Origin of the sequence: Kitasatospora sp. NPDC088779 (assembly GCF_040685395.1) — a bacterium.
GTDB lineage: Bacteria > Actinomycetota > Actinomycetes > Streptomycetales > Streptomycetaceae > Kitasatospora.
Window position 1 is genome coordinate 1 of sequence record NZ_JBFBHW010000009.1, and the last position, 23,478, is coordinate 23,478.

Below are 23,478 nucleotides of genomic sequence, written 5' to 3' on the forward strand. Positions count from 1 at the left end.
TTGTCCCCCCCATCCCGTTTCTGTGTCCCTTTTTTTCCCACCCCCCCCCCGCCCTTTGGGGTGGGGGGGCCGGGCGCCGCCGCCGGTCCACCCCACCCCCTTATGCGTCGGTCAGCGCGGCAAAGCGGCTGCTGCCAGGATCTCCCGTTCGCGCTGCGCGTCGATTCCGTGGGCCGCCGCGCGCGGGTGCGGAACCGGCACGTTGCCGGCCTGGAGCCACTCCCAGGTGTCCCGCACCGTCTCCTCCAACGGGCGGCACCGGAACCCGGCGACATACGCCGATTCGGAGTCGACCAGCCAGACGCCCTCGTTCGTCCGCCAGAGCGGCAGCTCCGTCCACTGCCGGACGCCATGGTCCAGCAGCAGCCCGTCCGGCACCCACCGCAGTTCGCCCCGCCTGCCCGTGACCTCCACGCACGTCTCAAGGAAGCTGCCCATCGTGTCCCGCCCGATCGGCGCGGTCACGTTGTGGACCCCGCCCCCAGGGCGCTCCGCGACCTCGACCGCGAAGTGTGCGATATCGCGAACGTCGACAGGCTGGATCCCCTTGCCCACCGACCCAGGAGCCAGGATCTGCCCGCCGCGCTCGGCACGCCGAAGCCACCACGGCAGCCGCCCGACGTACTCGCCGGGTCCGAGGATCACCCCGGGACGCAGCAGCCACGACCGCTGCTCACCGAACGCCGCGAGCACCGCCCGCTCACCGCCGGCCTTCTGGCGTCCGTAGTAGAGATTCGGGCCCAGCCAGCCCTCCGGATCCCTGCCGTACTCGCTCCCAGCGTCCGCAGGACCGTCCATCAGCGGATCGCCCACCACGAGCGGGGAATCCGGCCACCCCGCGTATACCGACACCGTCGAGATGTAGACGTAGCGCTCGGTGGCACCCTCAAGCGCCCTCGCCCCCGCGAGTACCACCTTCGGCGGCTGCTCCGCCGCGGACGTGTCGATCACCGCGTCCCACGGGCCCTGCTCCGCCAGCCGCTTCAAGTCCTCGACCGACGTCCGGTCACCGGTCACCTGCCGCACACCCGGCAGCACCACACCGGACCGCCCCCGGTTGAACGTCGTCACGCTCCAGCCGCGTCCCAACGCCTCCTCCACCACGGCTTTGCCCAGAAACCAGCCGCCACCGATCACCAGAATGTCCATGGCCGAGATCCTGCCCGTAAGCGGCCCCCGTTGGCCACTCCGCCAACTCCAAGCCCCGGAGAAGCCGCAGCTCGCCGCCGTGATCGGCGACAGGATGGCACCCCGATGGCACCCCTGTGTGGACGGAGCGCCGAGATGACAGGCGGCAGACATGGCCCTGTCACGAACCGCTCGGAAGACTGGGGCGCTCAGCCACCCCGGGTGCCGCACTCACCGATCCTCGTCACTGGCACCGGACCCGGTGCCCGTGGGTGGCTGTCGCCCCTTCCGATCCCCGGAAGGCGGAGCACGAGGAGGAGAGGAGTCCCGATGGAGAGCACCGCGCCTGCGGTCCAGCCGGAGCAGGAGGGCGGCGGCCTGCTGGTCGCTGTCCGCAACATCCGGGCCGCACGGTCCCGGGCCGACGTGCCGTCCGACAACACCGGCGGCCGGTCCGACCAGAACGACACCTGAGAAGGGCGCCCACGAGATGCCTGAGACCGCCTCGTGGGCGGTGCGCCTGGGCGGGGACCAGTTCCTCGCCCAGGCGCTCCACCGCTCCTACGCCGTCGTCCCCGCCGAGGAGGCCGATCCCGGTCGGCTCCTGTCCTGGGACGACCTGAACTCGATCCTCGCCACCCACCGCATCGAGGCGCCCCGGATGCGGCTGTCGCTGGACGGGCAGACCGTTCCCGTCGGCCGGTACTCAACCCCCGCCACCAACCGGCGCGGGGCGGCCTGGACTCGGCTGCACCCGGCTGACCTCCATGCCCGGCTCGCCGAGGGCGCTTCTCTCGTCGTGGACGCGATTGACGAGATCCACCCGCCGATCCGCGCAGCCGCCGACGACCTGGAACGCTTCATCGGCACGCCCGTGCAGACCAACGCCTACGCCTCCTGGACCGAGCGGGAGGGCTTCGGCCGGCATTGGGATGATCACGACGTGGTCGTGGTCCAGCAGTACGGGGCCAAGCGCTGGCGGCTGTGGGAGCCGACCAGGCCGGTGCCCACCTACCGCGACGTCGACACGCCGGAGGAGCCCGAAGGCGAGCCCGTCGCCGACCTCGTCCTCCACCCCGGCGACGTCCTCTACCTGCCGCGCGGATGGTGGCACAGCGTCACCGCCGACCAGGGCACCGAATCGCTCCACCTCACCTTCGGGCTCGTCGCCCAGACCGGCGCCACCCTGCTCGAATGGCTGGCGGACGAGCTGCACGAGAGCACCGCCGTACGGGCGGACATCCCGCTCCACGCCACCGCGGAGGCCAAGGCCGCTTACCAAAGCGACCTGCGCACTGCGGTGCTCACCGCGCTGTCCGCCCCCGGCCTGATCGACCGCTGGGCCCGCTCCACCGGCACCACCCACCGCGGCCGGCCCGCACCGTCCCTGCCCTACGTGAGCGCCCTTCCAGCCGACCGGGAGATCGCGGTGCGGATCACCGCCCCGCGCGCCAGCCTCACCACCGATCCGGCCGCCGGGACCGTCACCTTGTCCGCCACCGGCACCGCGTGGGACTTCACCGAACGCGCCGCCCCGCCCTCCGGATCCTGCTCACCGGGAAGCGCGCCAGCATCGGCGAACTCGCCGACGCAGCCGGCCTGGAGGTCAAGGAGGTGGCCGGCCTGCTGACCGTCCTCCTCCACGGCCAGGCCCTCGCCGTCGTCAAGGCCGCGAGGTGAGCCCGGTCCTCGGCTTGGGGACCTACCGGGTGCGCGCCGCCGCCGACGCGGCGCGCACCGCCCTCACGGCCGGAGCGCAGTGGATCGACACCGCACCCAACTACGGCCACGGCCGCGCGCACTGCGGCCTTGCCCCCGTCCTCGCCGAATACCCGGAAGCCAAGGTGACGACGAAGACCGGCTTCCACTCGGACGGCCGCCACAGCCTCGCCCCCGCGGACGTCCGCGCCCAGACCGAGGAGTCCATCGCCGTCCTCGGCCGCGCCGACCTCATGTTCGTCCACAACCCAGAGCGGACCGACCGCGACCGGCGGGAGCTACACCACGCCGTCCGCGCCGCGTTCGCCGTCCTGGAGGAGTTCGCGCACGCCGGCCGCATCGGCGGGTACGGCGTCGCCACCTGGTCCGGCTTCACCGATCAGGCGTTCACCGTCGCCGAGCTGGCCGGGCTCGCCCGCGACGCCGCCGGGTCAGCGGACCACCACCTGGCCGGTGTGCAGATGCCGGTCAGTCTCGTCATGGTCGAGCCCCTCGCCCAGGCCCTCGACGGCACCGGCCCGCTCGTCCACGCACGCGACGCCGGACTCGCCACCTTCGCGTCCGCGCCCCTGCACGGAGGCGAGCTGCCCGGCCTGATGACACCCGAACTGGTGAACCTCATCAGCCCCGGAGCGACCCCGCACGCCGCTGCGTACCAGCTCATTGGCACCTGCCCGGCGCTGGACGTCGTCCTCACCTCGACCAGCAGCCGCCGGCACTGGGAGGATGCCAGGGATGCCCTCGCCCAACCGATCCCCGAACAGCGACTCCGGATGGTACTCGATGTCCTTTCAGCCGGATGACGACACCCGGCACGACCTGACCCACGCACACGGCAGGGCCGCCGAGTTCCTCGGCCTCGCGTGCACCGGGCCAGTCGTCTTCGGCACCTCCGGTACCACCATCGGCCGCCGAACCGGCGACCAGTGGCTCCGCGTCTCCAGAAGCAGCCGCAAACGGGCGCCCCGACCGACCGGCCAGGGCGCCCTCGGTGCCGAGCAGTTCGTCCCTGCCAAGGTTCCGCGTCCCCGGCTCCACACCACCCTGGACTGGACCGACGCCGCGTGGTTCTATCAGGCCGACGTCTTCGACCTCGTAGGCCCGGCGATATCCCCGACACCGGACCTCCGCAACGACCCCCACCTGGACGCCGCCTGGTGGACCACGCTCAAGGAGGCGCTCACCGGCATCGCACCCGCGCCCGGCACGAAGACCACCCCGCGCCAGAGCTGGATCGACGACGCTTTTCCCAAGTACCTCGGCATCCCTGCCCCGGCGAACGTCGAGCGGACCACCGGCCACGGCGACCTCCAGTGGGCCAACCTGACCGCCGCCCCGCTCAAGCTCCTCGACTGGGAACGCTGGGGCCTCGTACCGGTCGGCTACGACTCCGCCGTCCTCTGGGTCAACAGCCTCCTCGTCCCCGACGTCGCCGACCGCGTCCACGCCGAGTTCGCCGACATCCTCGGCACCCCCGCCGGACGCCTCGGCCAGCTCGTCGCCATCGCCGAGATGCTCCAGGCCGTCGACCGCGGGTACTACCCGGAGCTGGCTCCCCTCCTCATCAACCAGGCACGGGAGCTGACCGGGGTCACCCTGCCGCAGGGCTCCGGCCTCGTCCGGTAAACCGTGGATCTCCGGCGGGAGCCCGTCCAGCACATCCTGGACCAGGTTGAGCAGCGCCTCGACACGGTGCTTGACCGGGCCGGTCTCGTCCGCAAGCGCCGGTCGGTCGGGGCGGGCACCGACCGGGGCACCTGGGTCCGGATCGAACGCCGTCCGTGGACGAGGGCCCGCGAGCAGGGCTGGGCCGGCACCGAAGCCGCCGCCGCGCTGAGGGGTGTCGCGATGCCCCGCTGGGTGGGCTCGGCCTCCTGGCACGACCTGGACGACGAAGCCGTCTGGCGGGCGGACGAGACCTCACTGCTTCCCGGCGGCCCGGTCGGCACTGCCGTCCTGGCTGCCGACCCCGGTCTTCCGGATACCTGGTGGCACGCCCTGAACACCTCCTTGGACGCACTCACCGCGCAGCCCACGGGCAGGGTGGCGACGCCGGACACCGAGCCGATCACCCAGCAGCTGGTCGACCGGGTGATCCGCACCGCCTTCCCTCTGGCCGTGAACACGCAGGTACTTTCGTGCTCCGCGGCGCACGCCGATCTGAACTGGGCGAACGTCACCGGCCCCGCGTTCAGCCTGTTCGACTGGGAGAACTGGGGGCTCGCGCCGCGCGGCCTGGACTCCGCATCGCTGCTGGCCGCTTCCCTGGCCGTCCCGGCGCTCGCCGACCGTGTGCGCCGGGAGCGCCGGGCGGATCTCGAAAGCCGGGACGGCCAGGTGACGCGCCTGTTCGTACTCGCGAAGATCGCGGGGCCGCACGCCCACCCGGACGACCCCCGGGTAGCACCGGCCCGAGCCGAGGCAGAACAACTCCACCACGCGCTCCAGAATTCGTGACGGCCGTCCCGGCCTGTCACCAGTCGAGCGGCTCGCGCTCGTAGAAGAGTCCACCGGTGGGGCCGTCGTCGGGGAGAGTGGCGAGCCAGAACGGGGTGTCGGCCGCCTCCTCCGGGGTGCGGTCGGTCTCGCCGTAAGCCATGCGGGTGTTGGTCCGGCCGGGGGATGCGGCGTTGACGAGGATGCCGGTGTCAGCGAGTTCGGCGGCGAGGATCTGGGTGAGCGCGTTGAGACCGGCCTTGGAGACGCGGTAACTCACGTTTCCGGTGCCCATGTTGGTCTGGGAGCCGAGGTGGCTGGTGATGTTGACGATGCGGCCGTATCCGTTCTTGCGCATCTCCGGTACGGCTGCGGCTGCGAGTCGCCAGGCGCCGAGCAGGTTGGTGTCGATGCTCGCGCGGACCCGTTCGAAGTCGGGGGCAGCAGCGGCCTGGCCGCGGTCGACGGCGACACCGGCGTTGTTGACCAGGACGTCGAGGCGTCCGAGCGGGGCGGCTGTGTCGGCGACGGCGCGGGCGACGCTCGCCGGGTCGGTGACGTCCAGTTGGTGGGAGTGGACGACGAGCCCCCCGTTGGCGAGGGCGGTCTCCGCCTCGCGGCCGGCGAGGCGGTCGCGTACGCCGATGACGACGTGCATGCCGTGCTCGGCGAGCCGGGCGGCGATGGCGAGGCCGATGCCGCGGTTCGCGCCGGAGACGAGCGCGACGCGCTGTTCGGGGTGTGTGGTCATGCGGACAGTGTGGCGAGGAGCCGGTCGAGGCGCTCGGTTTTCGGATCCTTCCTGGCCATCGGGAGTTCGGCTCGGGCCGCGAGCGCTCGGGCCGTGTTGCGGTGCGACGGCGCGGTGGCGGCCAACTCGACGGCGGTTTCCAGGAGGTGGACGGCGTGGTCGGCGTTTCCGAGGGCGGTGTGGGTGCGGGCGCTCTGGATCGTGTAGGTGGCCATGTCGCGAGCCTTGGCGGAGGGCATGAGATCCAGCGCGGTGGTGAAGTAGGCCTCGGCGTGCCATGGGAGGCGCAGGTCCGCGTAGCAGGTGGCGGTCTGGGCGTAGAAGTCCGCTGTGTCGAAGTAGCCGGTCCAGGCCGGGTCATCGTCGGTGACGGCGGAGCGGGCCATCTGGGCTTCAGCTTCGGACAGCAGGCGTTCGCAGGCGGTTCGGTTGTTGCAAGCGGCTTCGGCGCGGGCTTGTCGCAGCAGCAGCATGGCCCGAGTTCTGGGGGTGACGTCACCGGAGCCCTCGACGGCGGCGCTTGCTAGCGCGAGCGCGACGCCGGGGAGGCCGTGGTCGTAGCACTGGAGACTGAGAGATTTGAGGATGTTGGCACCCAACGCCCGGTCATCGGCGCTGTGGGCGGCCCGCAGTCCGGTGGTCCAGTAGCGCTGGGCGGCGCTATCGAGTCCGGCGTCGAAGCTGGCGAAGCCGGCGAGTCGGGCGAGTTCGGCGTTGAGGCGAAGGAGACGCCTGCCGACCTTCTCGGTGTAGGACGACTCCTTGAGGAGGTCAGTGACCGTGGCCAGCTCGGTGTGGAGGAGGCAGCGAGCTCGTTGTCCGCCGAGTGCGGCCTCCAGCCGTCGCAGCCGAGGGAGCCCGCCCTCCAGGTCTTCGAGGAGTCGCTCGTCAACCTGCCCGCCGGCCAGCGCGACAGCCAGAGCGCCGGGCTCCTGGGTAAGCCACTGGCTGGCGAGAAGAGTGAGTGCCTGCCCGCCGAGCTTCATGAATCCGCGCCGGTCGGGCATCGCGTGCTCCAGGGTGTCGTCCAGTGCGTCGAGCGTGCCCGCCACGGTCCAGGGGAAACCCGTGCGAACCTGCCCGCCGTCCGGGAGCCACTTCGGCCAACCGAGCCGGTGCACCTCGCCCAGCCGCACGCCGAGCGCCGCAGCGAGGGCCTCCTGACTCTCGGCATCCGGCTCGACACCCCAGTTCTCCCACTTCCACGCCTTGCGGCGGTCGGCCGACCGCTTGGTGGAGTTGGCGACGATGTCGACGAGGTCCTGGAGGGTCCAGCCCTGCTCGTCCCGGACCACGCTGAGCGGGTGAACCAGCCGTGTACCTGTGTGTAAGCCGTTTGATCGGCCCATCGGCAACTCCCCCATGTGTTCACCGAATTGTAGCCGGTTGGCGACTGTGCGCTGATGGTACTCCCGAGACAGCTGAGGTCGGAATACGACACGGAGACGACAAAACCTCTCTTCACAAGGGCAGTTGGGCGGGAGTTAGCTAGTGCTCCCCCTTGAGGGTGCCCGGCCGCTGATCTGCGGCGGGGCACCCGGGGTGCGGCGGGGGACCACCTGATGACCCGGCCGCGCAGCGAGAAGACGTCACGACGACGGACCACTCGCGCCGATCGCGGAGAACACGGCACGCCAGCCGTGCCCGCATGCCCGCACACCGATTCGCCCGCCACGCCATCGCACCGCCGGGCGAGGCCGGCCTGCCCAACACTCCTTGAGGAACCTCATGCCAAAAAGGACCGCCGTCGTGACCGGCGGAGCCGGATTCATCGGATCCCACCTGTGCGACGCGCTGACCCACTCCGGGTTCGCCGTCATCTGCGTGGACAACTTCCTGACCGGCAGCCGCGACAACATCGAGCACCTGCTCGGCACCGAGAACTTCACGCTGATCGAACAGGATGCCAACGACAAACTGGCCGTCGCCGACGAGGTGGACGTGGTGTTCCACCTCGCCTCCCCGGCCTCCCCTGCCGATTACCTGCGCCACCCCATCCCGACCCTGTCGGTCGGCTCCATCGGCACGCTGAACGCACTGGAGCTGGCCAGGGAACGTGGGGCCCGGTTCGTCCTCGCCTCCACCTCCGAGGTGTACGGCGACCCGCACCAGCACCCGCAGACCGAGTCGTACTGGGGCAACGTCAACCCGATCGGCCCGCGCAGCGTCTACGACGAGGCCAAGCGCTTCGCGGAGGCCGCCACCGCCGCCTACCGCCGCGAGTACGGCACCGACACCGCGATCGTGCGGATCTTCAACACCTTCGGCCCGCGGATGCGCACCGACGACGGCCGCGCGGTGCCGGCCTTCGTCACCCGGGCCCTGGCCGGGCAGCCGCTCCGGGTGTCCGGGGACGGCCACCAGAGCCGCTCGCTGTGCTACGTGGAAGACACGGTGGCCGGGCTGCTGGTGGTTGCCGCGAGCGACCACCCGGGCCCGGTCAACCTTGGAACCGAGGACGAGCGCACGGTGCTGGCCCTCGCCCACCTGGTCCTGGACCTCACCGGTTCCGCCGCGGAGATCGAGTTCATCGCCCTGCCCGAGGACGACCCGGTGCGCCGACGACCGGACACCACCGTGGCCCGTGAGGTGTTCGGCTGGGTGCCACGGACGGCGATCGAGGACGGCCTGGCTGCCACCGTCGCCTGGTTCACCCAACAGCTCGCCGCCGGGGCCGCCCGGTGAGCGCGCCGACCGCTGCCGGCCTCGGCCGCCTGTGGGCGCACGGGTACGAGGTCGTCCCGGCCGTAGTCACCGATCCGCTGCTGGAGCGGTTGCGCACCGAGGCCGACGCCCTGGTGGCCGCCTTCGAGGGCGGCCACCGCGGCGAGGACTTCTGGCACTTCACCCGCGAGGGCGAGAGCATGCCGGTGCTCTACCGCGTCCACAACCTCCAGCGGCAGCCGGGCGCCCCGCTCGCGGCCGGGCTGTTCGCCACCGGCCCGCTGCACCACCTCGCCGAGAGCCTCCTGGGCTGCCCGGCGCGGGCCCGGGTCACCGCCATGATCGTCAAGATGCCGCACGTGGCCGCCGCCGTCCCCTGGCATCGCGACCGCACCGACGCCGAACCCGGCCGCGCCATCAACCTCAGCCTGTTCCTGGACGACTCGGACGCCTCCAACGGAGCCCTGGAGTTCGTGCCCGGCAGTCATCTGCTGGCCGACGACGCCGACGTGGAGCAGGCCCGCGAGGCCGGGCCCGTGCTGACGGTCGGCGCGCGGGCCGGCGACGTGGCAGTGCACGACGTGCGGGCCGTCCACGCCTCGCGCCCCAACACCACCGCGCGGCCCCGCCGCAGCCTCGTCATCGAGTTCGTCCCCGCCGACACGGAGGCACCATGACCAGCACCGCTCCCGAACCCCGCCGCCCGAAGGTCGCCACCGTCACGGTCGGCACCAACGAGGCGCGCTGGCTGACCGCCTGCCTGTCTACCGTTCTCGCCAGCCACACCCCCGACCTCGACCTCACCGTCTGGTACGTCGACAACGCCTCCACCGACGGAAGTCTCGCGCTGGTCCGCGACGACTTCCCCGCGGTGCAGATCATCGAGAACGACGCCAACCTCGGCTTCGCCCGCGCCAACAACGTCGGCATGCGCGCCGCCCTGGCCGACGGCGCCGACTACGTGTTCCTCGTCAACCCCGACACCCGGACCCCCGCCGACCTCATCCACCAGCTGACCGCCTTCATGGAGCAGTGGCCCGCGTACGGCATCTGCGGCCCCATGCAGTACACCTACACCGACGGCGGCACCGTTGCTCTGGACGAGCACAACGACTGGTCGCGCCTCGCGCTGAAACTGGGCGAGGCCGACGGCTTCGTGGGCGACCGCCCGAACCGGCCCTCCCCGGCCGGCCCCGCGCATGGCCGAGCCCCCGCCACCCTGGAGCACGCCTACGTCCAAGGCGCCGCCCTCTTCGTCCGCGCCGAAGTCCTGCGCACCCTCGGCCTGTTCGACCGGGTCTTCCACACCTACTACGAGGAGACCGACCTGTGCCGCCGGACCCGCTGGGCGGGCTGGCGGGTCGCCCTCAACCTGGACATGGGGATCCAGCACTACGGCGGCGGCGGAACCGGCGCGAGCACCTACCGGCGGGTGCAGATGCGCCGCAACCGGTACTACTTCCTGCTCACCGACGTCACCTGGACGTGGCCCGCGATCCTCTCCCTGGCCGGGCGGTGGCTGCGCCAGGACCTGGCGGGCCGCTCGGTCGGGGGCGACACCACCGTGGTCCGCGGGTGGGCGGAGACGGCCGCCGCCGCCTGGTGGCTGCTGCGGCTCGCCCCGACCATCGGGCGCCGCCGCCGTGCTCACCGCCGCCTGCGTGCCACAGGGGGTGCGCGGTGAGGGTGCTGTTCGCCGGGGACTTCCACTGGCAGGCTGGATCGGCGCACATGCTCGCCGAGTACGTGCGCGCCGCCCCCGCGCTGGACTGCGAAGTCGCCCTCGCCGGTCCGCTGTGCCGCCTGGACGACCAGGTCCCCGGCCTGCTGCCGGTCGTCGACGACCTCGCCTGGGGCACCCACCTGGTCCTGGTCTTCGAGGGCCGGCAGTTCCTGGACGAGCAACGGCTGGAGCTGTGCGAGCGCTTCCCGCGCGAACGCCGGATCGTCCTGGACCCGGACGCCCACTGGGGTGAGTACACCGTCCTCGGGGCCGACGACTCCGCCGGAGCCTACGGCCACCAGAAGTGGCAGCAGCTGTACCGGCAGCTGAGCGACGTCATCCTCCAGCCGCGCCTCGGCAAGCTCCCGGACGGCGCTCAGTTCTTCCCATACTTCGGGATGCCCAAGCCGGTGCACCGACCGGAGCGGGCACCGGCCGCGGCCTACGACCTCCAGTACGTCGGCGCGAATTGGTGGCGCTGGGACGCGCTCGCGGGCCTGGTCGAAGCGGCCCGGTCGACGAGGCCGCCGCTGACCCGGCTGCGGGTGGCCGGGCGCTGGTGGAGCGGCGACCCCCACCCCGAGCACCTCACCGCCACCGCCAACCGGCCCGGCTGGCTGGCCGAGCGCGGCGTGAAGGTCACCGGCCCCGTGCCCTTCGGCCAGGTCCTCACCCAGATGGCGAAGGCTGAGATCACCCCGGTCCTGGCCCGCCCCCTGCTCGCCCACCAGCACCTGCTCACCCCCCGCATGTTCGAAACCATCGCAGCCGGCACCATGCCCGCCCTACCGCCCGAACTCGCCTACACCAGCGGCCTCTACGGTGAGGAGATCGGTCCGTTCGTCCTCGGCGAGGCCCCCGCTGAGGACCTCGCACGGCTCCTGCGCGACGGCCCCGCCAACCGCCGACGCCTCGGCCGCATCCAGGACGAACTCCGCCGCGGCTTCAACTACCGGCGCGTCCTCGGCCAGCTCCTCGCTTTCACCCACTGATCCGGGAGGCCCCCTGTGCCCACGAACATCCTCATCACCGGCGTCACCAGCTGCGAGAGCCGAGGAGTCGAAGCCCTCGTCCGCTCCCTGGCCACCGAGCTGACCACCACGCCGGACACCACCATCACCATGCTTACCCAGACCCCTGACCTGGACGCCGAAGCGCTCGCGGGAAGCGGCGCCGACTGCACCGCTGACCCGTTCGTCGTCTCCCGCTCCTGGGCCACGATGCGGCCGGTCGAGACCGAGCCGCACCGCCGCGAACGCGCCGCCCGCCTCCTCAAGAACGCGGACCTGGTCCTGGCCACAGGGGGCGACCTGCACACCTCCGATTACGGCGTCTCCACCCGCTACCTCGCGGTGCTCGACCGGGCCCAGCAGCTCGGCGTCCCGACCGCGATGGTCGGCCAGTCCGTGGGCCCGTTCACCGACCCCGCCGAACAGGCCGCGTTCACCGCCACCGCCAGCCGCCTCGACCTGCTGACCGTCCGCGAGACCACCACCCTGGCCTATCTCACCGGACACCTGGCCTTGCCCGAACGTGCGGTGGTGCTCTCCGCCGACCCCGCCTTCCTCCTCGCACCGTCCGGCCCCAACCGCACCGCACAGCTGCTCGCCGACACCGGCCTGAACCCCGCCCAGGAGTACGTGTGCCTGGCGCCGAGCCGGGGCGTCACCCGCTACAGCCCGATCACCGACGCCCGGCACCTGAACGCGCTCACCCGCCTCGCCGCCACCCTGTGGCGCGTTAGGCGCCGCCCGCTGGTCCTCGTCCCGCACTGCCACGACTCCCGCGAGCACAACGACGACCGCCTCCTCGCCCGGCAGATCGCGGCCCGCCTCCCCGGCGTGCCGGTGCACGTCCTGGACGCCGACGACATCGGGGCCGCGGACTACAAGGCCGTCCTCGGCGGCGCGGAGCTGGTCATCTCCGAGCGCCTGCACGCCTCGATCGGCGCCCTGTCCAGCGGCACCCCGGCCGTCGCCCTCGGCCACTCCCCGAAGTTCGGCGGCGTCCTCGCCGACACCTACGGCCCCGCCGTTCCGGCCGACGACGTCCACCGTGACATCACCGCGTTCACCGCCGACCCGACCGCCGCCGAACACCTCGCGCGCCTGGACACCGACAAGCTCCGCGACCACCTCGCCACCCGGCTGCCCACCACGGTCGCGCTCGCCACGGCAGACATCGCCCGCGTGCGCGCCCTCCTCAACTCCTGACCCGCCCACCCGATCGGAGAACAGCATGGCCCAGCACCTGGTGACCGGCGGAGCCGGATTCATCGGCTCCCACCTCGCCGACCGCCTCCTGGCCGCCGGACACAAGGTCGTCGTCCTGGACAACCTCGACGGCGGCAAGAAGGAGAACGTCCCCGACGGCGCGACGCTCGTCGTTGGCTCCATCGCCGACCGCTCCACGGTGGACGACCTGTTCGCCGGCCACGCCTTCGACAGCGTGTTCCACCTGGCCGCGTTCGCCGCCGAGGGCATCAGCCACGCCGTCAAGGCCCACAACTACGAGGTCAACGTCCTCGGCAGCACCCACTTGATCAACGCCGCCCTGCGCACCCAGGTCCGGTACTTCTCCTACGCCTCCTCCGTCGCCGTCTACGGCACCGGCCGCGTCCCGATGTGCGAGGACGACCACCCACAGCCCGTCGACAGCTACGGCAACGCCAAGCTCACCATCGAGCGCGAACTGGCCATCACCGCGCAGATGCAGGGCCTGCCGTTCACCGCGCTACGGATGCACAACGTCTACGGCGAGCGGCAGAACATGGGCGACCCCCTGCGCAACGCGGTGGCGATCTTCCTCAACCAGATCCTTCGCGGCGAGCCGATCACCGTGTACGGCGACGGCAGCCAGCGCCGCTCCTTCACCTACGTCCACGACATCGTCGGGTGCTTCCTCGACGCCGCCGACACGTCCCGCCACTGGAACCGGGTGATCAACGTCGGCAGCCAACAGCCGTGCACCGTACTGGAGATGGCACGCGCGGCACGCGCCGCGATGGGCGTCCCGGAATACCCGATCATCCACCTGGCCACCCGCGAGGAAGTCCACGCCGCCTACACCAGCAGCGAACTAGCCCGCCTGCTGCTCGGCGCCTGGAAGGACACCCCGCTCGCCGAGGGCCTGGCCGCCACCGCCGCCTGGGCGAGGAACCACGGCCCCGTCAGCCCCCGCAGCACGCTCGCCCTCGAAGTCGTCGCCGACACCCAGCCCGAGTGGTACACCAACGCCACAGCCACCTCCCGAGAGGACGCCCAGCCGTGAACCAGGCCTTCACCCTGCCCCCGTCCGAGACCATCGCCACGGACGTCGGCGGCGTCCTCTACTACGACGAGCCGTTCGAACTCGCCTGGCTGCAAGGCGTCCTGGAACGCGCCGGCGAAGACGACCCGACGCTGACCATCGAACGCTTCACCTCCGAGATGCGGCGCTTCTACCTCCACAAGGCCGGCACCACCGCGAGTCCCGGCCTCTTCACCCCGGCCGGCGCCCACAGCTGGAACCGGGTCCGCCGCACTTGGCACGACCACGTCCAGCTGATCCCCGGCGCCTTCGATGCCCTGGACGCCCTCTACTCCGACCGTCCCGTGTGCATCGTGGCCAACCAGCCCCCCGAGTGCGAAGAGGTGTTCCGGGATATCGGGGTCGCCGACCGCCTGGCGCTGATCGCCCTCGACTCCACGATCGGCATCGCCAAACCCGACCCGGGGCTCCTCCGCTGGGCGATGGACCGGCTCGGCTGGCAGCCCACCACCACCCTGATGGTCGGCGACCGCCCCGACCACGACGCCGCCCCCGCACAGCGACTCGGCGTGCCGGCCGCCCTCGTCGCCCCGCCCACCGGTTGGACCGCCCCGCCCGGCACCGACCCGGCCCTCGTCACCGCCTACACGGCCGTACGGGCCGAACGCCAGGAGAGCCGCCAGCACCCCGCCGCGGACCACAGCCTCCACCTGCTGGACCTCGCCGACCTCGCCGAGCAGCTCACCGGCCGGCGGCGCCCCACCACGAAGGAGCTCAACAGGTGACCTTGCCCCTGACCCTGGCGGTGTGCAGCAACCGCCCCCGGCAGCTGCGGGCCGCCCTCCTCCGGTTCGGCCACCTCCTCGGCCCCGACGACCAGCTCCTGGCCGTCGTCGACACCACCGTGGACGCGGCCACCGCGCATTCGCTCGCCCAGACCACCCCCCGGGCGGCGCTGCTGTTCAACCGCGCCACGGTCGGCCTGTCCTACAGCCGCAACCTCGCGCTGAAAGAGGCACCGACCCGGCACGTCGTCTTCCTCGACGACGACATCGTCCCCGCCGCCTCCGCGGTCGAGGACCTGCGCGCCGCCCTGGAAGCGGGAGCCCACGTGGCCGGCACCCGGATCACCGCCGACCTCCAGGGCCGCCGGGCGCCCTGGTGGCTGACCGACGGCCAACTGCACTACCTCGGCTCCCACCACCCCGCCCGGCCCGCCAGCATCTGGGGCGGCTGCTTCGCCGTCGACCGCGACCACGCCCGCCTGCTCGGCATCGACTTCGACAGCCGCCTCGGCCGCGTCGGCACCAACCTCGCCTCCGCCGAGGACACCACACTGGTGCGTCAGCTCGCCGCGCTCGGCGCCACCACCACCGTCCTCCACGACACGCAGGTCCACCACCTGATCCCCACACGCCGGCTCCGAGTCGGCTACCTTCTGCGGCGTGCCTACTGGCAGGGCCGCAGCGAAGTCAGGCGGGGCACCGTCGCCACTGGCCTGCACAAGGAATGGGCGCGCAACCGCTCCGGCGGCCGGGGGCTTCGCCCCGCAGTCCTCGCCGCCCTCTACACCAGCGCGGTGCTGACCGGCATCGGCCACGAACTCCTCGACCAGGCCCGGAGACGCCCGTGAGGATCACGATGCTCAACCCGCCCTACCGGTACGGGCAGGACACCACCCAGTGGATCACCGTCCCGCCGCAGGGCTACGGCGGCATCCAATGGGTCGTCGCCACCCTCATCGACGGGCTGCTCGACGCCGGGTGCGAGATCCTCCTCGTCGGCGCGCCCGGCAGCACACCCCGGCCGGGACTGACCGTCTCCGACGCCACCACCTTCGACACCACCCTGGCCGCGCTCCGAGCGTTCGCCCCGGACGTGGTGCACGACCACACCAACGGACAGTTGCTGCCCGCCGAACCGCCTTGGCCGGCTGTCCGCACCCACCACCTCAACGGCGCGCCCGAGTACCGGGCGAACAACGTCTACCTCTCCCGAGCACAGCGCCAGGCCGCCGGCTCCGCGGACGCGCCGATCATCCGGCTGCCGGTCAACCCGGACCGCTACACCTACCGCGAGACGAAGGACGACTTCCTGCTGTTCCTCGGCCGCGTCTCCGCCCACAAGGGAGCGCGGGAGGCCGCCGCCTTCGCCCAGGCCGCCGGCCTCCCGCTGAAGCTCGCCGGACCGGCCTGGGAGCCCGACTACCTGCACGGCATCCTCACCGACTACCCCGACACCGCCGAGTACATCGGAGAGGTCGGCGGTACCCGCCGCACCGACCTCCTCGCCGCCGCCCGGGCCTTGCTTGCCCTCTCCCAACCCCTCGAAGGCCCCTGCGAAGGGGCATGGATCGAGCCCGGCGCCACGGTCGTCGCCGAGGCGGCCGTCAGTGGCACCCCCGTCATCGCCACCGACAACGGATGTCTCGCAGAGATCGCCCCGCACGTCGGACTCGCCCTGCCGGCCGACCAGTTGCCCAGCCCGGAGGAAGCCGCCACGATCCTGGCCCACCTCCCGGCCCCGGAACACCTCCGAACGACCGCCACCGAGCGGTGGGGCCACCACGTGGCCGCCGCGCGGTACCTGGAGATCTACCGCCGCGCCGCCGCGGGCGACACCTGGACCTGACCTCGATCAACGAGAACGCTTCCCGGCAGCGATCCGCTGCCGGGAAGCTTCGTACAACACCGCGGTCGCGGCGTTCGACGCGTTCAACGAACTGGCCGCCCCCGTCATCGGGATGCTCACCGTGAAATCGCACAGCTCCCGCCAGGTGCTGGACAGCCCACTCGTCTCGTTCCCGACCAGCAGCAGAACCGGCTGGGTGAGGTCGAAGTCGTAGACGTCCGCGTCACCCTTCTCGTCCGTGCCCACCAGCGCCAGCGGGCGACCGGCAGAACGCTGCTGCTCCACCCACGTCATCACCTCGGTCGACCCCGGGACGCGGATGGAGGGCAGGGAGAACAGACTGCCCGTGGTCGCCCGAACGGCCTTCGGGTCGTAGACGTCGGCGGCGTGCCCCGAGACGATCATCCCGTGCGCGCCGAAGGCGTCCGCCGACCGGATGATGCTGCCGATGTTGCCCGGAGTAGTCGGCCTGTCGAACAGTACGCCCAGGAAGTTGGGGCCGCCCTCGATCCGGCTCAGGTCGTCGGCCGGCATGCCGACCACCGCGATCACCTCCGGTGCTCCCTCGGTCTTCTCGCCGAGGTCCGCCAGCAGCTCGGGTGCCATCGCGATCCGCTCAGCCTTGACCGTCCGCAACAGCTCCTGGGCCCAACCCGACAGCTTCCGCCGGTCGTCGTACAGCAGTGAGTTGATCGGCCAGCCGTACTGGACCGCCAGCGAGATCGGCCGCACCCCTTGGACCAGGAACTCGCGGAGCTGATTCCGCTTCTTCCTGTTACCGAGCAGCGCCTCCCACTGCTGGAACCGGGCATTGCGAGAGGTGATCCGCTGAACCGCTGGCACCTGTCCTCCAAGATGAGCCGACAACGATGCGTTCCGACTTCGGCGGAGTCCGCACCAGCGCAGCAATAACCCTACACCTGGTACCAACACCTGTGCCGACAGCAGCTCCTGACAACATCTCATGTTCCAGCGCGCACCCTGAGGAGTCCGGCCGCTCTCCAGGCCCCTTACAGCTCGGCAGCGCCATCGCTGCTACATGCGATGGATCAGCCACATCATCCCGTCGATGGCGTACTGACCCACTGCGCCAGCTGCCCCGCAGACGAACCCGTACCGCACGACTCGAAGCCACCGACTGCGACTGGCCGCCTTGGTAAGCGTTCCCATCAGACCTCCATGTGAAAGCTGCCCTTCATCGGGAGCCTTGCGGCCCCGGTGTCCAGCTTCCAGCCCCGTAAGGCGCGAAGGTCAGAAGTTGCCTGGAGATGACCGCAGTTGACGCTAGTTGCGTGACATCCTTCTCCATGTCAAGCTCCATCAACTTTCGTCAACAGCGGAGGCTCGATGCCGATTCGGATGCCCGGGCAGGACAAGTTGCCCAATGGCCCGCACCGCCAGCTACTAGAAGCGGTGCACGAGCTATATAACAGTGCCGGATATCCTGGAATCCGAAAGATAAGTTCAGCCATTCGCGTCAACAATGACCTCCACGACACGATCAGCCATGAAGGAATCAGCAAGATCCTAGGAGGGGAAACACTCCCGCGACAGTGGCTTAAGCTTGATGCGCTAGTGCGGCAACTTCTCGCCTGTCACACAGAGCCAGTGGATGCCCCCGGCGAGGTCGCGCGCATCCGAGGACTATGGGTCGCAGCCATCGGCATGTCCGCACCCCACCCTTCAAACATTCAGCAACATTCAGAAGGCGCGAAAATCGTCGACTCAACTCACAAGTCAGGGGAGGTTCAGAAATTAACCCCAGATAGTTCCAACCACCTCAAGATCGACACGGTCACGATCACCATTCGACCGCCAGAGCGACGCAACTTCTTCGCCGCGGAGATCCGCCAACATCACAACCCCGACCAGGGTCAAAACTTGCATAACGAGTTCCTTGGCCTCATCAACAGCGCGGCCGAAGGATCCGGAATTAATTCGCGGGACTGGCATATGCGGTCAACAGGGGACGGAGTCATTGGAGTCATTCCCCCCGACACGCCGGAGCGCTACCTGGTAGACCACTTCACCAGGGCACTTGCGGCAGGCCTTCGTCGCCGAAACATTCGACATACCCCAGCAAGGCGAATGGGCATCGGCCTCGCAATCGGATTCGGCATAATCCGATTCGCTGATAACGGATTCACGGGCAGTCGACTTATAAATACCATCAGACTCCTCGACCATACGGAAATGAGGAGATCACGACAAGGCCTGACCCTGGCACTGGCTGATCGAGTATACGAGGACAGTATTACCGAGAACCTCACGAGCTTCCCCCGCGGGGCGTTCCAAAGGATCGCCGTCGACGCGAAAGGGATGTCGATCCCTGGATGGCTTCTCACCGATGACGAAATATAGGGACGCAGTCCCGCTGGCGGAAACCGTCTTCAACCTCCCAGGCCACCGCCACAGCGCGCCTCCGGGCGGGCCCGTGCAGGCCCGCCCGGCGCTGGTTCGGCCATCTATCTCACGCTGCGCCGTACTGCCTGATCAGCGAGACGCATGTTCTGCGCCATCAGGTCCAGTCCGGCTGCGACGTCCGCTCTGGTGACCTCCCACCAGCCGGCCCGGTCGTAGATCCACCAGGACTCCCGATACCGGGCGAAGTCGCGGATCGTCTCGCTGAGGTGCTGGGCTGTGCCGTCTGCGAGGGCGGCGTCCATGGCGGCGTGGCTAAGGTCGGCGAGCATGCCCGAGTCGATGTTGGTCATCGCGGTCCCCTCACGGCCGGATGTTCGGCTGGATGCTGGCCTGCTGGACCGGCGGCGGTTGCAGAAGCGGCGCCGGTTCCACTTGGGGGGTCGACGTGACGGTCCTGACGCCAAGGTCCACCTTCGGCTCCGGCCCGGAAGCCCTGGAGGTGACGTCGACGGCGGCGAAGTCCGCGGTGAGCTTCGTCCGGATGTCCTCGGCCATCATCTCCCCCGACAGTTCGACTGCGGCTCCGACGACGACGGCGGTGGTGGCGAGCCGGGCGAGGTAGTTGGGGCGCTCCTCGACGCTCACCTCTACCGCCGTCACCTCGTACGCCTGGGGGTCCTGCTGGTAGACCTCCCACTCGACGGTCAGCTGGTCGACCGGCTCACCCCGCTCGGCCACGACCGCGATCGCCTCGTAGACCTCGCGGCGCGGGCCCTCCTCGAACACCTCCGGGTACAGCCAGCTGACCTCGCGAACCTGCTCCGGGTGCTGGAGGAGATCCGCAAGGATGATGTCCTGACGCTCAAGACGGACCTCGACCCGGACTTCCTGGTCTCCGGCTGCCTTCACCCGGGGTTCGTACGGCGCCGGGGCCGGCTCGTTGAGCTTGGCCACCGGGGCGGCGTGCTCGGTACGCCGCATCGTCTCGGCGAGGCGGTCGAGCACCGGGTCCGGTCCGCGCAAGCCCGGGGCGGCCGTCCGAAGTCGGTCGACGTGAAGTGCGAGGTCCCGACGGACGGCGGCCTCCTGGACCATGCGGGCATAGCTCGCGATGGCCCGGGGCTGCGGCGCGGTGTCGGCGAGGCGGCGCAGGTAGTCGGCGGTGACTCCGGTGATGGCGGTGCGCTGGGCGATCAGCTCCGGCACCTGGGCGGCCGGGGCGCTCGGGTTGCTGGTGCGCGATTCGATCAGCGCGGTCAGGACGGCACGGTGGGTGGGATGGGCCATGCGGTCGGGGGCGAGGTGGGCGATGTCGTCCAAGCGCTGGCGGTCGCGGAGGGCGGCGCCGATCACGGCTTGTTCGGCGCGCAGTACAAGGTCGGGGTGAGTCATCGGGTTGTCCTCGACTTCGTACTGGTGGTGGCTTCGCGGTAGCGGCGGGCTGCGTCATCGGCGGCGGCCATCCGGGCGGCGGCGTCTTCGAGCCGTTCCAGCAGTTCCTCGTTGACGACGCGCAGCCAGGCGCCGCCGATGTCGACGGCCCACCAGTCGTCGGCGAACCTCACGTACTCGGGGATGCCGGGGCTGAGCGGCGCGGCGAGGCCGCGGGCCCGGGCGTCGTCCATCTGGGCTACGGTGAGCCGGTCGGGACTGCCGGCTTCGGCGGTGTCCGCGTGAGCTGCCAGCAGCCGGCTGGGGATGCCGGCCCAGGCATCGGCCCCGGTCCAACGTTCCTGGAGGTCCGGGGAGTCGGCGGCCCGAAACTCGGGCCCGCGGTGCCCAGTCCGGCAGGCCGTGGCGTAGACGGCGGTCGCATTGGCCACCACCGTGCGCAGCTCGACGTGCCAGTAGCGGGCCGCCTGGCCGACCTGTTGCTCCGGGGCCGCGCCGTAGATCTCTTCCCGCCAGACCTTGAGTGCCCACAGTTCTTCGATCAGCCCGGGGTGTTCGGCCCAGCAGCGTGGCAGCCTCGACTCCACGGCCAGCTCGTAGCGGTCGTGGAGCCAGGTCACCCAGTCGCAGAGGCCGCCCCAGGCCGCGATGCGCTCGGGGCCGGTCATGGTGTGCCACTCGACCAGCCGGGTACGAGGGCTCGCTTCGGCGGCGGCCGGCTGGGTACCGGTGGCCGGCCCGGTGGTGGCGCGGCTCCCGCGGGAGCGCCGAATGCGGGCGTGCGGGCGGTGCTTGACCCTGCCGATCGGCGTGATCGCGGGCTCGGTCATGACTGGTCCTGGAGGTGAGTTGGCAGGTGCGGGCTGACCTCGACGGGACGGTCCGGGAGTTCGGTGTACTGGAGACTCGTGTCCGTGCGGCTGGCGGCCGACGCAGCTTTCCAGTCGGCCATCACGAGGTGCACGGCGGCGTCGAGCGCCTCGATCGAAGTGCTCGGGGTGAGCGTGAGCCGCCGAAGGTAGGCGGGGGTGTCCATGGTGTCGGCGATCAGTTGCGCAATCCGGGGCGACAGCTCTTCGGTACTCCGGCGGACGTACTCCTCGACGGCGGCGGGGGTGACCGGTTCCGCGTCGGCGTGCAACGCCAGCATGGCCTCGTAGATGCCGTAGCGGACGTGGGTGGTGAAGGTGTCCACCGGCACCCACCGGCCGAAGTCATTCAGCTCCCGGGGGCGTTGGGCGAGGTAGGCGAGCACCAGGTCCTCGTGGTCCACGCGCGCCGGGCGCCAGCCGCTGAGAGCCACGAACCGGCCTTCGGTGAGCGCGCGGTGCTCGGCCCAGTCGTCCGTGGCCCAGGAGACGGGGACGACCTCCTGGTAGCCGGGGCTGAACACGGAGACCACCGGAGCTCCGGAGTGGTCCTCTCCGGCGTGGTAGAGCGCGCCGTCGATTCCACGCACCGGCCCGCTCCACCGCAGGGTGTAGTCGGTCGAGGGCGCTGGGCGGCGGAGCAGGCCCTGGCGGTGCCGCTGATCGAAGCGGGACTCCCAGCGCAGGTCGGCGTCGGTGCGCGCCTCGACGTGGTACCCGCTCCATGCGGGTCGGGGGGTCACGCGGCGGCCTCGATGGGGTCGAGTTCGCCCGCGCGGTACCGCTTCGACCACTCGTTGCTCTCCTCGTACAGCTTACGGTCGGGGCTCTCGTAGTGGCGCTGCATGCGGACCTTGGTGATGGGGGTGGTGGCGTGGATGACCAGGGCCTCGCGCTTCTCCTCGTCGAGGGTGCGGATCTCGTCCGGGGTGACGGTTTTGCGGTCCTGGAGGGTGGTCTGCATCGTGGTGCCCTGCGCGCCGCTTTGGTAGGTGGTCAGGGACTCGCGGTAGATGCCGGCCAGCTTGGAGAACTCTTCGAGTTCGTCGCCGCCAAGGCCGCCGAGGGCGATCTTGACGGTGGAGCTTCCCCAGAGCATTTCGGCCCCTTCACGTCCCCAGGTCTTGCGGGCCTGGGCCATGTTCTGGAGCACGGCGACGGTGAAGATGCCCGAGCCGCCGGCGAAGGACATGAGGTCGGGGAGGTTGGGCAGCGGGGTGACGTTGGCGACCTCGTCCAGCAGTGCTCCCAGCGGCGGGTCGAGCCGGCCGCCGGGCGACCGGTCGGCGAGGCGCTTGGCAGTGCCGAAGACCTCGGAAACGAAGGCGGAGATCAAGGGGGCGAGCGCGGTGGCCTCTTCCTTGTCCACCAGCAGGTAGATGGTGCCGTTGCTCCGCAGCCACTGCTCGATGTCGATGCCGTTGCCGACCCTGGGGACGAAGGTGGCGCGGGCCAGCGGCGAGAACAGCGGTGTCAGCGCGGTCTGCACGGTGGCGAACAGGTTCGCCCGGGTGTCGCCGGGGTTGCGGTAGAGGCCGTCGAGCATTTCGGCAACGCCCGGCTCGGCGCGGCGGGACTCGGCGAGCAGCTTGATCGGCTCCTCGACGTGGGCGTTGAAGCCCCAGCGCAGGACGTCCTCCATGCTGCGGCCGGTGATCGCTGCGGCGTGAAGCCAGCCGGCCAGCAGCGAGGTGGCGGTGGCGCCGAAGAAGCCGGCGCCGGAGGAGTCGGTGGTCTCGCTCTTGCCGATCTTGACCATGAGGTCGGCTCGCTGCATGGCCTTGCCGAAGTCCTCACAGCCGCTGGTGGGCGACCACTGCACCTGGTCCGGCCAGTCGAGCATGCCGGTCGGCACCATCGCCAGGGTCTGGCCGCGGCGGCGCCGGATCAGCGCGGTCGCGTCGAGCACGTCACCGCGGACACTGGTGATCAGCATTGGTCCGTGCCATGCCTTGATCCACGGGATGATCACCTGGCTCGTCTTGCCCTGGCGCGGGGCGGCCAGCATCAGCACCGAGTTCTCGACGGCCACCCACAGCAGCATCCCTGCCAGGGTGCGGCCGAGCGTCACCGCGACGTCAGCGGCGGCGATCCGGCTGCCCCTGAGCGAGGGCCGGACGATGGACCCGCGCTTGACCACCGCCGTGGCGGAGAGGGTCTTCGACAACTGCGAGGCGGAGGCGAAGCCGCGCACCGAACGGCTCCGCCGAAGACGGCGCAGAGCGAAGGCGCCCGCGGTGAGCATCGCGCAGGCGACGATCGCGGCGGCAACGGCGAAGCCGGCCGGACCGGGCAGGTCGGAGCGGACCTGCTCGGGCCAGGCCGCCCTCGGGTCGTCCAGGTGGTGCGGGATCTGCTTCGCGACGGCGAACGCGTCGCCGAACGGGACGGCCGGCCAGGTGGCGTGGGTGATCAGCCCGGCGACCTGGCCGGTTGCCCAGGTTCCCACGGTGACCGTGACCACGACGATGATCAGCAGGACGATCAGGTAGTCTGCGGGGCCGTCCAGCACCGGCCGCCGCGCGACCGTGGCGTTCGAGGCGGAGGCCATC

The 23,478-nt window shown here is 70.8% G+C and carries 24 protein-coding genes; 15 read left to right on the forward strand and 9 right to left on the reverse strand.

The features are described from left to right. Positions 1-111 precede the first annotated feature (111 nt). Positions 112-1,149 (reverse strand): NAD-dependent epimerase/dehydratase family protein, encoded by a 1,038-nt coding sequence (locus AB0P03_RS10485; RefSeq protein ID WP_363628434.1) that lies wholly within the window; start codon positions 1,147-1,149, stop codon positions 112-114. Between the two features lie 309 nt (positions 1,150-1,458). Here AB0P03_RS10485 and AB0P03_RS10490 point away from each other — a divergent pair, with 309 nt between their 5' ends. Genes AB0P03_RS10490 through AB0P03_RS10510 form a run of 5 tightly spaced genes read left to right on the forward strand, consistent with a single transcriptional unit; the run spans position 1,459 to position 5,304 of the window. Then, the gene (locus tag AB0P03_RS10490) at positions 1,459-1,602 is read left to right on the forward strand and encodes a hypothetical protein (protein WP_363628435.1); all 144 of its coding nucleotides are present in this window, start codon (positions 1,459-1,461) and stop codon (positions 1,600-1,602) included. A gap of 16 nt (positions 1,603-1,618) precedes the next feature. Further along, positions 1,619-2,758 carry a cupin domain-containing protein gene (locus tag AB0P03_RS10495; RefSeq protein ID WP_363628437.1) on the forward strand — a complete coding sequence of 380 codons (1,140 nt, stop codon included), beginning with the start codon at positions 1,619-1,621 and terminating at the stop codon, positions 2,756-2,758. Between the two features lie 46 nt (positions 2,759-2,804). Then, positions 2,805-3,650 carry an aldo/keto reductase gene (locus AB0P03_RS10500; RefSeq protein WP_363628438.1) on the forward strand — a complete coding sequence of 282 codons (846 nt, stop codon included), beginning with the start codon at positions 2,805-2,807 and terminating at the stop codon, positions 3,648-3,650. Then, a complete protein-coding gene (locus AB0P03_RS10505; RefSeq protein ID WP_363628439.1) occupies positions 3,631-4,473 on the forward strand; it encodes a hypothetical protein in 843 nt (280 codons plus the stop codon). The genes AB0P03_RS10500 and AB0P03_RS10505 overlap by 20 nt, the downstream gene beginning before the upstream one ends. 3 nt (positions 4,474-4,476) lie before the next feature. Beyond that, the gene (locus tag AB0P03_RS10510) at positions 4,477-5,304 is read left to right on the forward strand and encodes a hypothetical protein (RefSeq protein ID WP_363628441.1); all 828 of its coding nucleotides are present in this window, start codon (positions 4,477-4,479) and stop codon (positions 5,302-5,304) included. A 16-nt stretch (positions 5,305-5,320) separates the two neighbouring features. Here AB0P03_RS10510 and AB0P03_RS10515 read toward each other — a convergent pair whose 3' ends face one another. Further along, positions 5,321-6,034, reverse strand: coding sequence for an SDR family NAD(P)-dependent oxidoreductase (locus AB0P03_RS10515; protein WP_363628442.1), 714 nt, complete (start codon positions 6,032-6,034; stop codon positions 5,321-5,323). After that, the gene (locus AB0P03_RS10520) at positions 6,031-7,329 is read right to left on the reverse strand and encodes a hypothetical protein (RefSeq protein WP_363628444.1); all 1,299 of its coding nucleotides are present in this window, start codon (positions 7,327-7,329) and stop codon (positions 6,031-6,033) included. The genes AB0P03_RS10515 and AB0P03_RS10520 overlap by 4 nt, the downstream gene beginning before the upstream one ends. Positions 7,330-7,783: 454 nt before the next feature. Here AB0P03_RS10520 and AB0P03_RS10525 point away from each other — a divergent pair, with 454 nt between their 5' ends. Genes AB0P03_RS10525 through AB0P03_RS10565 form a run of 9 tightly spaced genes read left to right on the forward strand, consistent with a single transcriptional unit; the run spans position 7,784 to position 16,301 of the window. Beyond that, positions 7,784-8,719, forward strand: coding sequence for an NAD-dependent epimerase/dehydratase family protein (locus tag AB0P03_RS10525; RefSeq protein WP_363628446.1), 936 nt, complete (start codon positions 7,784-7,786; stop codon positions 8,717-8,719). Then, a complete protein-coding gene (locus AB0P03_RS10530) occupies positions 8,716-9,375 on the forward strand; it encodes a phytanoyl-CoA dioxygenase family protein (protein ID WP_363628447.1) in 660 nt (219 codons plus the stop codon). The genes AB0P03_RS10525 and AB0P03_RS10530 overlap by 4 nt, the downstream gene beginning before the upstream one ends. Next, on the forward strand, positions 9,372-10,382 hold the full coding sequence (locus AB0P03_RS10535) for a glycosyltransferase family 2 protein (RefSeq protein ID WP_363628449.1): 1,011 nt from the start codon (positions 9,372-9,374) through the stop codon (positions 10,380-10,382). The genes AB0P03_RS10530 and AB0P03_RS10535 overlap by 4 nt, the downstream gene beginning before the upstream one ends. Next, the gene (locus AB0P03_RS10540) at positions 10,379-11,413 is read left to right on the forward strand and encodes a hypothetical protein (protein WP_363628451.1); all 1,035 of its coding nucleotides are present in this window, start codon (positions 10,379-10,381) and stop codon (positions 11,411-11,413) included. Before AB0P03_RS10535 ends, AB0P03_RS10540 begins: the two co-directional genes overlap by 4 nt. A gap of 15 nt (positions 11,414-11,428) precedes the next feature. Beyond that, the gene (locus tag AB0P03_RS10545; protein ID WP_363628453.1) at positions 11,429-12,634 is read left to right on the forward strand and encodes a polysaccharide pyruvyl transferase family protein; all 1,206 of its coding nucleotides are present in this window, start codon (positions 11,429-11,431) and stop codon (positions 12,632-12,634) included. 25 nt (positions 12,635-12,659) lie between these two features. Beyond that, positions 12,660-13,691 (forward strand): NAD-dependent epimerase/dehydratase family protein, encoded by a 1,032-nt coding sequence (locus AB0P03_RS10550; RefSeq protein WP_363628454.1) that lies wholly within the window; start codon positions 12,660-12,662, stop codon positions 13,689-13,691. Continuing rightward, the gene (locus tag AB0P03_RS10555; protein ID WP_363628456.1) at positions 13,688-14,455 is read left to right on the forward strand and encodes an HAD family hydrolase; all 768 of its coding nucleotides are present in this window, start codon (positions 13,688-13,690) and stop codon (positions 14,453-14,455) included. Before AB0P03_RS10550 ends, AB0P03_RS10555 begins: the two co-directional genes overlap by 4 nt. Next, complete coding sequence (locus AB0P03_RS10560; RefSeq protein WP_363628458.1) at positions 14,452-15,303, forward strand: glycosyltransferase; 852 nt, start codon at positions 14,452-14,454, stop codon at positions 15,301-15,303. The genes AB0P03_RS10555 and AB0P03_RS10560 overlap by 4 nt, the downstream gene beginning before the upstream one ends. After that, a complete protein-coding gene (locus AB0P03_RS10565) occupies positions 15,300-16,301 on the forward strand; it encodes a glycosyltransferase family 4 protein (RefSeq protein WP_363628459.1) in 1,002 nt (333 codons plus the stop codon). Before AB0P03_RS10560 ends, AB0P03_RS10565 begins: the two co-directional genes overlap by 4 nt. Positions 16,302-16,307: 6 nt before the next feature. Here the strand turns inward: AB0P03_RS10565 and AB0P03_RS10570 are convergent, their stop codons facing one another. Continuing rightward, positions 16,308-17,144, reverse strand: a complete 837-nt coding sequence (locus tag AB0P03_RS10570) for an RNA methyltransferase (protein WP_363628461.1) — start codon at positions 17,142-17,144, stop codon at positions 16,308-16,310. 504 nt (positions 17,145-17,648) lie between these two features. Here AB0P03_RS10570 and AB0P03_RS10575 point away from each other — a divergent pair. Beyond that, on the forward strand, positions 17,649-18,662 hold the full coding sequence (locus AB0P03_RS10575) for a hypothetical protein (protein ID WP_363628463.1): 1,014 nt from the start codon (positions 17,649-17,651) through the stop codon (positions 18,660-18,662). Between the two features lie 104 nt (positions 18,663-18,766). On the opposite strand, the gene AB0P03_RS10580 is transcribed toward AB0P03_RS10575, so the two are convergent. Genes AB0P03_RS10580 through AB0P03_RS10600 form a run of 5 tightly spaced genes read right to left on the reverse strand, consistent with a single transcriptional unit; the run spans position 18,767 to position 23,477 of the window. Then, positions 18,767-19,015: a hypothetical protein gene (locus AB0P03_RS10580; RefSeq protein ID WP_363628464.1), complete on the reverse strand. Its 249-nt coding sequence runs from the start codon at positions 19,013-19,015 to the stop codon at positions 18,767-18,769. Positions 19,016-19,025: 10 nt separating this feature from the next. Next, positions 19,026-20,057 (reverse strand): DnaB-like helicase N-terminal domain-containing protein, encoded by a 1,032-nt coding sequence (locus AB0P03_RS10585; RefSeq protein WP_363628466.1) that lies wholly within the window; start codon positions 20,055-20,057, stop codon positions 19,026-19,028. Next, the gene (locus AB0P03_RS10590) at positions 20,054-20,887 is read right to left on the reverse strand and encodes a hypothetical protein (protein ID WP_363628467.1); all 834 of its coding nucleotides are present in this window, start codon (positions 20,885-20,887) and stop codon (positions 20,054-20,056) included. The genes AB0P03_RS10585 and AB0P03_RS10590 overlap by 4 nt, the downstream gene beginning before the upstream one ends. Further along, on the reverse strand, positions 20,884-21,669 hold the full coding sequence (locus AB0P03_RS10595; RefSeq protein ID WP_363628468.1) for a DnaB-like helicase N-terminal domain-containing protein: 786 nt from the start codon (positions 21,667-21,669) through the stop codon (positions 20,884-20,886). The genes AB0P03_RS10590 and AB0P03_RS10595 overlap by 4 nt, the downstream gene beginning before the upstream one ends. Continuing rightward, entirely contained in the window at positions 21,666-23,477 is a 1,812-nt protein-coding gene (locus AB0P03_RS10600; protein WP_363628469.1) for a TraM recognition domain-containing protein, read from the reverse strand. The genes AB0P03_RS10595 and AB0P03_RS10600 overlap by 4 nt, the downstream gene beginning before the upstream one ends. Position 23,478 lies beyond the last annotated feature (1 nt).